9 protein-coding genes are annotated in these 13,944 nt (G+C 67.2%); 4 read left to right on the top strand and 5 right to left on the bottom strand.

Going from position 1 to position 13,944, the window contains the following annotated elements; all coding sequences use genetic code 11:
- Positions 1-45 precede the first annotated feature (45 nt).
- On the top strand, positions 46-1,839 hold the full coding sequence (locus HRU76_02010) for a M20/M25/M40 family metallo-hydrolase (GenBank protein ID QOJ16438.1): 1,794 nt from the start codon (positions 46-48) through the stop codon (positions 1,837-1,839).
- 8 nt (positions 1,840-1,847) lie between these two features.
- On the opposite strand, the gene HRU76_02005 is transcribed toward HRU76_02010, so the two are convergent.
- Positions 1,848-3,005, bottom strand: a complete 1,158-nt coding sequence (locus tag HRU76_02005; protein ID QOJ16437.1) for a DUF4932 domain-containing protein — start codon at positions 3,003-3,005, stop codon at positions 1,848-1,850.
- 51 nt (positions 3,006-3,056) lie between these two features.
- Positions 3,057-4,907 (bottom strand): ABC transporter permease subunit, encoded by a 1,851-nt coding sequence (locus HRU76_02000; GenBank protein QOJ16436.1) that lies wholly within the window; start codon positions 4,905-4,907, stop codon positions 3,057-3,059.
- A gap of 741 nt (positions 4,908-5,648) precedes the next feature.
- Here HRU76_02000 and rny point away from each other — a divergent pair.
- Entirely contained in the window at positions 5,649-7,235 is a 1,587-nt protein-coding gene (gene rny / locus HRU76_01995) for a ribonuclease Y (protein ID QOJ16435.1), read from the top strand.
- Positions 7,236-7,283: 48 nt separating this feature from the next.
- Here rny and HRU76_01990 read toward each other — a convergent pair whose 3' ends face one another.
- The gene (locus tag HRU76_01990; GenBank protein ID QOJ16434.1) at positions 7,284-7,988 is read right to left on the bottom strand and encodes a hypothetical protein; all 705 of its coding nucleotides are present in this window, start codon (positions 7,986-7,988) and stop codon (positions 7,284-7,286) included.
- A 1,002-nt stretch (positions 7,989-8,990) separates the two neighbouring features.
- On the opposite strand from HRU76_01990, the gene HRU76_01985 reads away from it, so the two are divergent.
- Positions 8,991-9,593, top strand: coding sequence for a hypothetical protein (locus HRU76_01985; GenBank protein ID QOJ16433.1), 603 nt, complete (start codon positions 8,991-8,993; stop codon positions 9,591-9,593).
- A 133-nt stretch (positions 9,594-9,726) separates the two neighbouring features.
- Positions 9,727-9,969 (top strand): hypothetical protein, encoded by a 243-nt coding sequence (locus HRU76_01980; protein QOJ16432.1) that lies wholly within the window; start codon positions 9,727-9,729, stop codon positions 9,967-9,969.
- Between the two features lie 8 nt (positions 9,970-9,977).
- Here HRU76_01980 and HRU76_01975 read toward each other — a convergent pair whose 3' ends face one another.
- Both HRU76_01975 and HRU76_01970 read right to left on the bottom strand, forming a co-directional pair.
- Complete coding sequence (locus HRU76_01975) at positions 9,978-13,496, bottom strand: mechanosensitive ion channel (protein ID QOJ16431.1); 3,519 nt, start codon at positions 13,494-13,496, stop codon at positions 9,978-9,980.
- Positions 13,493-13,918, bottom strand: a complete 426-nt coding sequence (locus HRU76_01970) for an HIT family protein (protein ID QOJ16430.1) — start codon at positions 13,916-13,918, stop codon at positions 13,493-13,495. Before HRU76_01970 ends, HRU76_01975 begins: the two co-directional genes overlap by 4 nt.
- Positions 13,919-13,944 lie beyond the last annotated feature (26 nt).

The following is a 13,944-nucleotide window of genomic DNA, read 5'->3' as shown; positions in this document are numbered from 1 at the left end:
CACGATTGACCGTTCGGCATCGCATCACGGTCTGAAGGAGCCAGCATGTTCAGGCACGCCCGCAGCGCATCTCTTCTGTCGATTGTCCTCGCGTTGCCGGCACTGGGTCAGGGCGACCCCGCCGTCATCGCCAAGATTGTCAAGGAGGGCAAGGAGAACAACCAGGTGTGGAATCACCTGGAATATCTCTCCCACGAAATCGGCACGCGCTTGACCGGCTCCACCCGGCTTGAAATCGCCAACAAGTGGACCATGTCCAAGTTCGAGGAATGGGGGCTGACCAACTGCCATCTGCAGCAGTGGGGCGAGATTCCCATCCGCTTCGACCGCGGTCCCAGCCACTTCAAGGTGCTGCGACCCTTCGCGGAGGAGATCGCCTTCACCACCCGTTCGTGGACGGCGGGCACCAACGGGCCCGTGCGCGGTCAGGTGATCCGCCAGCCGCAGACCAGGCAGCAACTGGAGGCGGTGCGCGACAAGCTGGCCGGGGCATGGATCCTCACGCCCCCGCGCACCCGTGGAGGAGTCGTGCCGGTGGGTGAGGAGCCGATCGTGGGCGACGAACTCGCCGCTGTGCTCAAGGAGGCGGGTATCGCCGGGTACATCACCGTCAGCCGAAATGACCTGGTCATCACCTCCGGCTCGTGGCGCAACCTGGAGTGGGACAACCTGCCCACGGAAGTGAGCGTCATGATCACCCGGACCGACTATGACCGGTTCAACAGTCGCCTGGCGGATGGCGAAGAGGTCGAGGTCGAGATCAACGCCGACAACAAGTTCGTGCAGGGGCCGTTCCCGCTGTACAACACCATCGCCGAGATTCGCGGCACGGAGAAGCCGGACGAGGTGATCATCGTTTCCGCCCACTTGGACACGTGGGACGGTCCCGGCTCGATGGGCACGCAGGACAACGGCACCGGCTCATCGGTGACGCTGGAAGCGGCGCGGATTCTCATGGCCGCCGGCGCCCAGCCCAAGCGGACGATCCGCTTCATTCTGTGGACGGGTGAGGAGCAGGGGCTGCTCGGCTCGCGGGCCTACGTCAACTCGCTGAGCGACGAGGAGAAGGCCAGGATCTCCGCCTGCCTGGTGGATGACGGCGGCACCAACTACCAGGGTGGGCTGGTATGCATCGAGCCGATGGCCGAGATGCTCCGCCAGGCGGTGGCGCCGGTCAACGCCGCCTTTCCCGACATGCCGGTGAGAATTCGCGTGGTCGAGCGCATGCCGCGGGGCGGCGGAAGCGATCACGCCTCCTTCAACGCCGTGGGCATCCCCGGTTTCTTCTGGGATGAAATCGGTTCCGGCGGGCGCGAGGGCAAGAACTACCAGTTCATCCATCACACCCAGCACGACACGCCCCGGTACGCCGTGCCGGAGTACCTGGTGCAGTCGTCCGTTTCCACGGCGATTACCGCCTACAACCTGGCCTGCGCCGATACGCTGTTGCCGCGCCAGCCCGCGGACGTGGCCGCTGCGCCGGGCGAGGAGCGTCCCCGCGGGGGAGCGGGGGGGCGCGGACCCTTCGAGCCGGTGGATGGCCCGGTTTCCGGTACGTGGAAGGCCCAGTTCACCAGCCCCGCCGGGGCGGCGACCGCGCTGACCATGGCCATCGAGATGGCCGCCGACGGGCGCGTGCGCGGCTCGGTCACCTCCGAGATCGGAACCAACCCCATCGAGCGCGGATTCTTCAACCCCGAAACGGGCGACCTGCGCTTCACCATCACCTTCAACGGATCGCCCGTCACCTTCAACGGCAAGGTGGACGGCAGGAACATGAAGGGCACGATGGGGCTGGAAGGCGTGTTCAGCTCCGAGTTCACCGCCACGAAGGAGTAGCGCCACCGTCAGCGATCATCCGTCGGCTGACCGAGTCGCTGGGCGACGCCGTCGAAGAACGTCGCCACCCGCGGCATGAATGAGTCCAGCGTCGGATACGCGGCGCGGTCCGCCTCGTACTCTCCCAGCAGTTCCACCAGTCCCGGCATCCACAGGAAACTCCGCTGCATCTCCCCGGCGATGGCCCGGTCCGCCGCCGGCCTGCCGTCGTGGGCCAGGATGTAGCGGATGACCGAAGCCCGAACCAGCGACTCGTTGATCATCGTCCGCCAGTTGCCGTAGGCCTGTCGCCGCATGCCCTGCTCAACCTTCGGAAAGATCACGGTTCCTGCGGGCTTGAGCGCCTCGGCGTGCTTCGCCACGCAGTCGTTGACGAACGAGTGGGCGAACTCGTGAATCACCGTGGGCAGCACGCGGGCATCGAAGACGGGCAGGCCGTCGGCATCGAACTGCCAGACGCCGATCATGGCGAAGAACTCCTCCTGGCCGTTCTCATACACCACGCGAGGGCCGTAGTTCTGTCCGCCGTTCACCGGCGCGGGGATGAGCGTGAACGTGGCCGTGGGCCGGCCGCCGAAGAAGGCGTCAAACCACGCGAAGTCGGCGTGCTCGGCGAGCATCGCCTTCATGCGGGCCTCGATCATCGCGTGCATGCCCGAATGCTCGGCCATGAAGCCCTTGAAGTCGCTCGTTGCGGCAAAGTCGCGCGCCAGCCGCAGGAACTCCCGCGCCTCATCCGGCTTCCACCGCGCATCCAGTGCGATGCCGGGCGCGTCGAAGGGGATCAGTTCCTCCAGCTGCTCCGGGTCTTTGAGGTGAGCCGCCATGCTCATCACCGCGTCGTATGACACGCCGCGCGTCGCCCGCAGGTTGCGGACGTACGGAAAGAGCGGATGCTCCCTGTGCGGGCCGAACCGCTCGTCGATGGCCTTCAGGTACATGGTGAACCGGCCCTGGTTGTACTCCGGGTTGCCCGCCAGCCGGAAGATGATGCTCATCAACTCCACGCGCGGGTCGATGCGGACATCGACCGTGCGCGGCGAGTCGGCGGCGGGCGGCTTCATCGCATCGGGCGGATCGAGATACGGCGGCGGTCGCCATTCGCGCCCCGGCGCCACGCTTGTCACCAGCATCAGGATGGCGGTCACGACAGGTCGATGCGTCATCGCAGCAATGCTCCGATTCGAGTCGGTTCGCCGCCTGTGGATGCACGGGATCTACTTCTGCCCCGCCAGCCGCCGCACCGTCATGTGGAACGTCCGCTTCATATTGGTGTGCATGGCGTAGACCACCAGCACGTACACGCCCGCCGCCAGCGCCGCGCCCACCACCAGCGTGATGCGCGCCGAGAGAATGTCGCTGCTTCGCCCGCTGCCCAGCGCATCGGAGAAGCCCAGGTGCGGCGTGACGATGCCGATCACCAGATTGATGGGGTTGAACGCCGACAGGATCGGCCCCAGCGGTCCCAGCGTGTTGCCCGCGAACATGCCGCACAGCCCCACCACACCGCCGATGGCGATGACGATGCCCACCGCCGCGATGACCGAGCCGATCGTCCCCTTGCTGCGGATCGACCACTGCAGACCCACCATCACGCAGAAGGCGATGAACGGCACCAGCGCCAGCGGCATGGCGATGGCCCCCTCCGGCAGCATCACGGGCAGCGTGGCGTTCGCCGTACCCCAGTTGGTGGGCACGCTCACCGCACCTCCGTTGCCCAGCCCGCCGAAGAGCACGTACAGGCCCGCCAGCAGCAGCGTGCCCACGGGCACGCACAGCATGGGAATCAGAAACTGCACCAGCCCGCGCAGTTTGCCGTACAGGTACGGCCCCGGCTGGATGGGCGTCGTGAGCAGAATGTCCAGCGAGCCGTCCTCGCGCTCCTTGCTCACGGCGGTCGCGCTCATGTTGAGCGCGGTCAGCGTGATGATGACGATCTCGGCCGCCACGATCACCACCAGCGCGCTGCGGAACTGGTCGGGCGAAAGCGACCCCGTGTGCAGCAGGGCGATGGCGATGAGCGCCACCGTCAGTCCCAGCCCGGCGAAGCCCCAGCGCGACAGCACCGCCGTCAGCGTGGCGCCGCGGGCCACCGCCTCGCGCCACACGATGGGGTTGGCGCCCACGTGCCGGGGCGGGCGCTCGGTGGAGTCCCGCGCCCCCAGACCGAACATCCGGCGGTACCACGGCACCGCGCCCAGTTTCGCACCGATCACCCGCAGCCGGATCGTCGAGAACGCCACCAGCAGCACGCTCGACCCGATTGACAGCCACGCAAAGGCCGCGATCGGCGTGCCCAGCCAGAACTTCGCCAGCCACGACGCCTCCACGCCCGTGAAGTTGTGCGGCGCGTACGTGTTCGAGCGCAGCAGCACCTCGATCACCAGGAAGGGGTTGAGCGGCGTGATCCACGTCGTCAGCATCGTCGCCGAGCCGGTGGCCTGCGGCTGGCGCAACTGGTAGTCGATGGCGTAGGTCACGAACAGGTACATCACCACGGTGATGTAGAACACGAACACCGCCCGTCGCCCCGCCGTGCGCGTGACGCTCAGCGTCACCGCCACCGCCGCCACGAACAGTGCGGCCGCCGCGGCGATCATGTAGCTCAGGAAGATCGACTCGCCCGGCACGCCCCCGAAGAACTGCACCGCCACGAAGAGCGGCAGCGTCGAGAACAGCAGCGCCAGAATGAAGAACAGCCGTCCGAACAGGTTGCCCAGCACGATCTGCAGGTTGTTCAGCGGCGTGGTCAGCAGGATGTCCCACGTGCGGGGGTTGGCCTCCTGCGCGATCGCTCCCGCCATGAACACCGGCGTCAGCAGGCAGATCAGCCCCAGTTGCATGTAGGAGACGATGTAGAACGCCTGCGCCCCCTTGGTCGCCAGCGCGGTGAAGGTGGTGTCGGAGCTGCCGCCCAGAATCAGCAGGAAGAGCGCGGCCATCAGCACCGTGAGGTACCCCACGCGGATGTAGAAGTGCCGCATCCGCTGCGAGCCGCCCTGCACCAGGCGCATGCAGATGGGATTGGTGGGCAGCAGCCGCAGAAGCCAGTTCAGGAAGGCAGGCATGAGCGGGGCATCCTATCGGCGATCACGGGCGACGTGCAACGATCCTCAGCCCGTCCCCCTCTCCCTCTGGAGGAGAGGGCCGGGGTGAGGGTTCGAGGGGCGAGGGATGAGCCACCAGACGCCGGCAGGAACACATCCGAATCCCGGCCGGGGTTGAGTCCCCGAACGCCGCCACGGCTCACAGAGCCGTGGCGCACGAAGACCGCTTGGAGCGCCGTCCCCCCCATCCCCGCCCGTCCGCTGTCACATCACCCCAACATTCCCCCGTCGCCATCTTGACTGAACCCCCTGCGAGGTCTGAAATGGGGGGTGAACGATTCCCCGGCCTGCCGGGCGGCGCGGCCGCTCGTCAGCCGGTTCTCACGGCCAGCCCGCGCGTGCGCGGCGCCCAGCCGGTTCGTGGGCAAGGCGAACACCGCCTTTCACCCGCGAACATAGATTGATGCGAATGATCGGGTTTTCGTGTTGCAGGCGACAGCAAGGTTGAGTTCGAAGCGCCAGACCATCAGCCGGGGGTGGGGTCGGGGGGCGGAAAGGGGAAACGACGGGGCTGGCTCCGGGGGCTGCGCGAGTGGCGGGGGGTGGTGAAGCTCCGTTGATTTGGAGTGTCGGCAGGCAGCATCTGATCAGTTCGGCATCAACGTCGGCGGGGTGGCGCAGGCGATCGGGTGATCCGATCCGCTGTGGCGTCGCCGCAGCGCCTCGCATCGCCACGGGCCGGCCCTTGCGGGAGTTGCTGCCGTGGACCTGTCACCCATCCTTCTCGCCTTCCTCGACCCCTGGCCCATGGCCGCCCTCGGCGTGGTCGTCGGCCTGGTGTTGGGCGTCCTGGGCCTGATCCTCATCACGGGCCGCACCCTGGCCGCCGCCCGGCGCGAATCGGGCGAGATCATCCGCCGCGCCGAGGCCGATGGCGAAGCCGCCCGTCAGCGCATCGAACTCGAGGCCGAGAAGAAAGCCCAGCAGCGTCGAAGCGAACTTGAAGCCGCCCTGGCCAGGGACCGAGCCGAGATCAGGGACGAGCAATCCAAGCTGGCCAAGCGGCTCGACACGCTCGACAGCAAGCTCTCCCTCGTGGCGGAGCGCGAGAAGCGCCTGGACGACCGCGAAACCGCCCTGCGCGAGCACGAGACGGAGCTGGAGCGCACCCGCGCCGAGGTCGCCGACCTGCGGACCTCGCTCAAGGCCCGGCTGCAGCAGGTCTCCGGTCTTACCGAAAAGCAGGCCCACGACCTGTACATGGAGGAAGTCCGACGCGACGCCGAGCACGAGGCCAACCGGCTCACGCAGGAGATTCTCGAAAAGGCCGAAGCCGACGCCCGCGACCGCAGCCGCGAGATCACGCTCATGGCCATCCAGCGCTTCGCCGCGGAGCACGTGGCCGACTCCACCGTGCGATCCGTGAAGGTGCCGACGGACGAGATGAAGGGCCGCATCATCGGGCGCGAGGGCCGCAACATCCGCGCCCTGGAGAAGGCCACCGGCGTGGACATTCTCGTCGACGACACGCCGGGCGTCATCGCCGTTTCCTGCTTCGACCCGATCCGCCGGGCCATCGCCGCCGAAACCCTTCAGAAACTCGTCGCCGACGGGCGCGTGCATCCCTCCCGCATCGAGGAGATGGTCGAGAAGGTCCGCGCCGAGATGACCGAGCGCATCAACAAGATCGGCAACGAGGCCATCATCGAGGCCGACGTGCGCGGGCTGCACCCCAAGATCGTCGAGGCCATGGGCAAGCTGCACTTCCGCACCAGTTACGGCCAGAACGTGCTGCGCCACTCCATCGAGGTCGCCTTCATCAGCCAGATGATCGCCGATCAACTGGGCCTCAACGGGCGCATCGCCCGCCGCTGCGGCTTCCTGCACGACATCGGCAAGGCCATGGACCACGAGATGGAGGGCGGCCACCCCGCCATCGGCATGGAGTTCGCCCGCAAGTACGGCGAGAAGTCCGAAGCCGTGCTCAACGCCATCGGCGGGCACCACGGCGACATCGAGTCCACCACGCCCTACACGCCCATCGTCATGGCGGCCGACGCCATCTCCGGCGCCCGTCCGGGGGCCCGCCGCGAGAGCATGGAGATGTACATCAAGCGTCTGGAGCAGCTGGAGGGCATCGCCCGCGAGCAGCCGCACGTGACCGAGGCCCACGCCATCCAGGCCGGGCGCGAGGTGCGCGTGATCGTGGATGCCAAGCGCGCCACCGATGAGGACGCCTTCACGATTTCACGCAACATCGCCAAGGCGGTGGAGGAGCAGATGACCTTCCCCGGCGAGATCAAGGTGACGGTGCTGCGCGAGGTGCGGGCGGAGGCGGTGGCGCGGTGAGCGACTTGAGCAGCACGATGTAAGACGCGGAAATGATCGAGCGCGGGCCTAGTGCTGGCCCGCTCCGTTCACCGGCTCATCCGCACCGATCGCGACAAGTTGTCGCCATGTCCGCCGATCCTTGACAAACGGTGCGAGATCACGATGCTGGTACAACTCGCGGAAAGCACGATGCTCCAGATGCATCTGGTATTCCGGGCGGGAGGGCGTGCTCCCTGGGAACCCCGACTGAACTGCGCCGATCAGCCGGGGTCCATGCTCATCCAACACGACTGGGTAGGTCACCGCGACCTTCATGCGATCCACACCGGCATCAAACGGTTTGTACCACATACCCGAGCCCATGATGCTGACCCCCCGTCCCTGAAGTGAGCCGCGCACACCGTCCTGGCCCTGTCCATCGAACAACTCCGCGGAAGTGCTGAACATCAACCGCATGAGGATCATTGGCTGCGTATAGGCCTCAGTCTGGCACCTTCTCTTGTGCGTCTGCCATGCGCGATCGAGATAGATCAGCAAAATCCGCTCCATGGACTCGTCGTCGAGAGCTTGCAGGGCATCGGCGAGCACGAGATACCGCTGCCATTCCTCGGCGGTGAAATCACGATCGCCCCACGCGGGAAGCCGTTCGATAAGCGTGGCGATGTCGGAGTACTCGGTCCACTTCAGAGGCATGTCGCGCGCGTTCGTCTGATTCTCCTGAAGTCTGCCGCCCGTCAGGGTCAGCGACAGCGCCACCAACACGATCGACAAGGGCGCACTTCGCCAGGGTGATGTGTGAACCATGATCAACCTCCGTACAGAATCTCACTTCACGTCGTCGCTCAATCAGGGGATGTACTCCACATCAGTCGGCGAAGTCCCTTCGCAGCAATCCCACTTGACAATTGCGGTGCGGCTCGTCTTTGCTCGGTGGTTGTCCCACCAATCCGGCGGCTGTGAGTAGAGTCGGTATCGAAAACCACCCGTATCCCAACTGGTGATGCAATGACAGGGAAGTGAACTGACGGGAATCACGCCCGACCGTGCGCCGTTGAACGGGTTCACGCCATCCGAAAAGTCTGTCATACAGAAGTACCGAACGTCTGCCGTGACAAGCAACTCGCCTTTCGTGCCATCGCCACATCCCGGCGACGCCCAGTGGAAGAAATCGCATTCTGATGTGATCGGCGCCCACGGGGTTGATTGCGGAGCCACCGGTACTTCCTCGTAGTACACGAAACAATCGTCATCCGGCAGATCGCCCGGGCATGTCGTGCATGTCGCACAGACCGTGACCCGCTGCACAAACACCCCGACCTCTGGTGAGCACGGATTGATGTCATCGAGTCGATACCGGCGCGGATGGCGGTACGTGGCGCAGTTCCCGGCGGTATCGGGTTCGTTCGGACACGCGATAATGTCAATCCCAAGCGGCATATCCACAGAATACCAAGCGACTCCTGTGAGATCAACACACGCTTCAGACTCCAACGGGATCGTGCGGTGGAATGACTCCGAGAACCCCACCGCGTCCCACCCGCCGCTACCTCGCCGCAACGGTGGGATTCTCAAGGCGTCATTCCACCCGGCTCCCCACGATCGCACTCTCCCCACCCCCTCCCGCCGGGAGAGGGGGCGGCCCCGCGACTCCGCCGCTGGCAAGCCCGAAGGGCAGACCCAATCAGAGCCCGGGGCAACGCCCCGGGTCGAGGCCGCGCGCGGTAGGATGCACGCGAGAGCGATTGACCGAATCACCAAGCGGGGACGCCTGAAATGAGTTACGACCTGTATGTCTACAGAACGCCGCCCGGCCGCGATCCGGAGCAGGTGATCGAGGAACTCATCGAGGCGGAGGAGACGCTGACACCGCTCGATCTTGACGAGGATCCCGCGATGGATCGCTGGTTCGCCGAGATCGAGGCGGTGGTCGATGCGTTCGGTGCGGCCAATCGCGAAACCGGTTTTCTCGCGATCAATATCCCGTACCACGACTCCGGTCGGGAGGCCCAGCGCATCTTCGACCGGCTCGCCGCGGTGCTGCAGCGGGCGTGCATCCAGGGTGGCCTGACCGTTTTTGATCCGCAGGAAGGCCGCGTCATCAACCCCCGGCGCGATCTTGGCATGATGCTGCGGGGCAACGAGCGCGGCGTCAGGATCGTGCGCGAAGTCGCCCCGCGAAACCCGCGTGGCGGTGGTGCTCCCCTCGCCCGAGGGCAAGCCGACGCGCGCTGGTGGCACTTCTGGCGCGCTGGTGGCGGTTCTGGTAGGCGCGACGGGGCCGGCGGGACGCTCATGCGCAACGCGGTGTTTGTGCTCGTGTTTGCATGGATTGCCATAGTGAATCCGATCGGCTGGTCACGTCCGGACAGGGCCTGATTGTTGGGTGTTGTTCAGGCGAGTCAGAAGGCGCACGTGCGGTCGCGGGGCGGCTCGGGTGTGTGGGCGTCAGTGGGAATGCATCAGGAGGCCAGTGTGTCCTTCCCGTGAACACACTGCACGGGAGTCCGCCATGCGCCAGACCCTCATCCTCGCTTCGCTCGGCGTGCTGCTCGTCATCCTCGCCGGCTGCCATCGCGGCTCTCACGTGTACTCGCGCGTGTCATACGCCTCGTACGGCCCGGCGTACTACGACGACCATTGCGACCCCGTGGTCGTGCATCACGTGCGGCACGTGCATTCCACGCGCCATGGCCGCCATCATGGCGGGCCGCCGGTCCACCTGCCGCGTCGCGCGCCGCACTGCGGGTACTGATCGCCGCGTCACGCTTCGCGGGGTGGTTCGACCGACGGCGGCTCCTGATCGGACTGATCGCGCCCGACGCGCTGCAGCGGAATCGGCGCATCCACCGACCGGATGTGAATGTCCTGCTGCGGGAAGGCGATTTCGACGCCCTGCTCGCGGAAGGCGCGGTCGATGGCCATGTTCAGTTCATCGCGCACCTGCATGTTGTGGTCCACGCTGGCCACGAAGCAGCGCAGTTCGAAATCCAGTGAACTGGCGCCGAAGCCGATGAAGAGCGCCCGCGGCGGGGGGTCGCGCAGCACCAGCGGGTTCCTCGCCGCCATGTCCAGCAGCACCTGCTTGGCCTTCTCGGTGTCCGAGCCGTAGGCGATGCCGACGGTGATGCGCACGCGCAGCGTCGAGTCGGAGAGCGTCCAGTTCATCACCCGGCCCGTGACGAACTCCTTGTTGGGGATGATGAGCTCCTTGCGGTCCCAGTCGGTGATGGTGGTGGCCCGCATGCGGATCTTGGACACCACGCCCGACACGTCGCCCACGGTGACCACGTCGCCCACGCGGATGGGGCGCTCGAACAGGATGATGATGCCCGAGACGAAGTTGGCGAAGATCTCCTGAAGTCCGAAGCCCAGTCCGAAGGTGATGGCCGCCGCCAGCCACTGCACCTTGGACCAGCCGATGCCCACGGCGTTGAACCCCAGCACCACGCCCACGATGACGATGACGTAGCGCACCAGGGTGGTGACCGCGTAGCGCGCGCTGGGCGTGAGCGGCAGTCGCTGGAGGATGGTGATCTCCAGCAGGCCGGGGATGTTGCGGCTTACCGCGTAGGTGACGATGAAGATGATCAGCGCGATGGCCAGGTGCGTGAGCGTGATGTCCGCCGCGATGATGGATGAGATGCCGTCGGCGTCGGTGACGGTGCGCGAATCGTGCCAGATCACGATCGTGTCGAGGATGCGGAAGGCGGGCATGACCTCGGCCCAGACCCACGCCAGTCCGATGACCAGGGCGAAGACCGCCGCCACGCCCAGCAGCCGCTTGGACTGCTCGCTGACCGCCGCCACGTCGATGCCTTCCTCCTGTGGGGCGGCGGAGGCGATTTCGCCGGTTTCCGCGGATGGCGCCGCCGCCTGCTCGGCCATGGCGGCCCGCTTCCTGCGCCACTGCTCGATGGCGATGCGCCGCTGCGTGAGCGTGAGCCAGCGCATGAACATGGCGTGGGCGGTGACGATCGTGAGCACCAGAATGGCGGAGGAGAGAAGCCGGCTCTCGAGCTGCAGCGCGGTGTAGTGCCAGCCCACCAGCGACGCCGCGGCCAGGGCGGCGGGCGCCAGCACCAGCCCCCAGAACCACAGGGTCTGGAGCCGGTCGATCCACCCGCCCCGGTAGCGGGCGATGACGTCGCGCAGCACGCCCCGGTCCGGGTGGAACACACGATGCGCGAAGACCGCGCCGCCCAGCAGCGCCAGGGCGAACGCCAGGCGGGAGAGCGCCTCCAGCGGTTCGCGGGCGCGCTCCTCGGCGGCGTCGGCCACGCCGATGACGAACGCCGCCGGCATGGCGATCAGCACCAGCCAGCGCAGGTGGTGGCGCACCAGCCGCAGCGAATCGGCGCGCCACCCCAGGTGGGCGTCGCCCACGCCGTCGGGGCGGCAGAGAATGCGAAGCACCTCGGTGCCGAACAGCAGGATGGCGACGCCCCGCAGGCCCGACGCCAGCGCCGCCCCGAAGCCGGACTGCACCGTGCCCGAGGTGAGTCGCCACGCGACGATCGCCAAGGCCAGCGGGCCGATCGCCGCCAGCACGGGGGTCAGCACGGCGGCGGCGAAGGTCCAGGTGAAGCGGTCGGTCGTCGGCTTGCGGACCTTTTCCGCGAGCACGTCGAACTGTCGGGCCAGCCGAGTCCGAGACACGAATAGGGCCGCCAGCAGCAGAATGGTGGACAGGTAGACCAGCGGATACTGGCGGGCGTCGGTCCACAGCAGTTGCGCGGTCTCGCGCCAGGCGTCCGGGCGGGCGAACCACTTCATGGCCTCCCACGACAGCCGCAGATCCTTCATCTGCACCACTTCGCGGCTCTGAATCCAGAGGATGCGCTCGTCGATGAAGGCGCGGTACTCGATGACCAGCGCGATCAACTCGCGCTCGAGGCGCTGAAGCTCGGGCAGGGTCGTGTCAACGTAATCGTCGAGCGTGCCGACCAGTCGCGCGAGGGTTTCCTGCTGGCGCACCATCGCCTCGCGGGCCGCGACGCGGACCAGGTCCAGGCGTTCCGGCGCGACGGGGGGATCGGCCTGGGCGATGCGGGCGTCGAGCGCCGCGTCCAGCTCCACCAGGTCGTTGAGGGCGTCGTGGTACTGGTTCGACTCAAGCTGCAGTTCGCGCAGCGACTTCTGCCGGATCACCGTGGCGCGCTGATGGGCCCGCGCATCGGGCAGACGCGACCGCTGGTTGCGCAGGTGAAGACCGATGGTGTCAGACAGCCCGGCGACCTCGGCCTGCTCCCGCGATTTCCGGTACGACTCGCGCCACGTCTGGAGGAGTCGTTCGAGCTGTTGGCGCTCGGCGGTGGCCTCGGTGATCGTGGTGGTCAGTTCCGCCACGCGCGTGGCGAGTTCGGTGTTGCGGGCGACGATGTGCTGCACCAGCGGGTGCTGAAAGGCGGCGGCCCGCTGCTCCGCTTCGGCCTGGCGTCGGGCCGCCTCCGCCGCCTCGGCGCGCTTGCGGTTGAGCGCCTCCTCCAGGGCCCGGATCGTGCGCTCCGCGATGACCACGTTGCGGTCCGCCTGCTGCACGCGCAGGGGCATGACGGTCTTGCGCGCCTCGTAGCTTCGACCCTCGGCGTCCAGCTTGGCGATCAGCCCCTCGACCAGACGGATCTCGGCGAGCAGCGCCAGCCGGCGGGCTTCCGCCACCGGCGGAGGATCGTTGGGGTCGCCCCCGGCGCCGAGGCGCGAACGCAGTTCCGCCAGCCGGTTGATGGCCTCGGCGCTCTCGGTGGCCAGCGCGCCCAGGCGCTGCGTGCGCCGGGCCAGGTCGCCCTCGACGGCGGTCCGCTGCGTGCGAGCGGCGTCGAGCGCGTGACGGGCCGTCTCCAGCCGCGCGGTGATGTCCTCCGCGGTCAGCGCCGGATCGACCGCCGGCACCGCGGACTCGATGGGGGCGGCGATCTCCGTCTGAATCGCCGCGGCCCGGTCCGGCGCGGTGCGGGCCAGTTCGAGCAGTTGCTGCGACTCCGCCTGCAGCGTCGCCAGGGTCTGCAGATGCGACTGGGCCTGCTTGAGCAGCGCCAGCCGCGCCTTTTCCACCTCGTCGAGCGCTCCAGCGGCCTCCTTCTCGACCAGCGGGGCGATGAGCGGCTCGATCTGCGACAGGTCCACCGGTTGGGCGGTGGGGGGCGAGGCGGGGGGGTCCGACGGGGGGGGCGATGGTGGTGTCTGCTGCGCCGGCGCGGCGATGGCGACGCCCGCGCCCACCACGAGGCATGCGGCCCATGCCAGCCCCCGACGCACATGAGTCCGGACGCGCCGCATCATCGACCCGTCTCCATCATGGCGTTCGCCATGCGGGCCGCCAGGTCGCGGCCTGTTCCCGCATCCAGTTTGCCGGCGTTCCAGATGAGCCCCAGCCCGGCGCCCTCGAATCTTGGAATGACATGGAAATGTACATGATCCACGACCTGGTGCGCCGCCCGGCCGTTGTTCTGCAGCACGTTGTAGGCGGTGCATCCCGTGGCCCGCATCACTGCGCGGCACAGCCGGGGAAGCGCGCGACCCAGAGCCGCGGCGCTCTCATCCGACAACTCGTGCAGGTGGGCCTTGGCCTCCCTGGGAATCAGCAGCGTGTGGCCGGTCGAAAGCGGGCCGATGTCGAGAAAGGCGACTACGTGTTCATCCTCGTACACCTTGTGGCACGGAATCTCGCCGCGGATGATCTTGGAGAAGATGGTCTCGGGCATGGGAGTGTCCAGAGGAGAACGGGAGA

Source organism: Phycisphaeraceae bacterium (assembly GCA_015709595.1).
Taxonomy (GTDB): Bacteria; Planctomycetota; Phycisphaerae; order Phycisphaerales; family SM1A02; genus CAADGA01.
The sequence above is the reverse complement of the archived record's forward strand: the minus strand, read 5'-3'. Positions and strand labels throughout refer to the sequence as shown.